This window comes from Pseudomonas sp. 22072, assembly GCF_052046095.1.
Lineage (GTDB): Bacteria > Pseudomonadota > Gammaproteobacteria > Pseudomonadales > Pseudomonadaceae > Aquipseudomonas > Aquipseudomonas paracarnis.
On the sequence record NZ_JBQEQE010000078.1, the window covers coordinates 1 to 308 of the forward strand.

A 308-nucleotide genomic window follows, 5' to 3' on the forward strand; every position below is an offset into this window, starting at 1 on the left:
GGCGAAGGCGGCAATATCGTCTACACCGCCAGCCTTGTGGATAAAAACGGCGCACCGGTGACCAACATCACCAATCCGCTGACCGTGACCCTGGATAACGGCAAGACCATCACTATTGGCGTAAATCAGTCGAGCGGTTCTATCACCACCATCGCGCCGGATGACGTGTACAAAGGCGACCAGACCGTCACTACCGCCATCAAAGGCGTGACCGGCGGCGAGCACTTTGAAAATCTGGTTCCAGGTACTACCCCGGTTAACACCACCGTTACTGATACACCGGGCACCGATAACACCACTACCGTAAC

Annotated in this window: 1 protein-coding gene; it reads left to right on the forward strand. The window is 55.8% G+C overall.

The annotated features are described in order from the left end of the window. Nucleotides 1-308, forward strand: a 308-nt coding sequence (locus ACTJLA_RS26865) for an immunoglobulin-like domain-containing protein (protein WP_440842504.1), incomplete at both ends; no start/stop codon positions are given.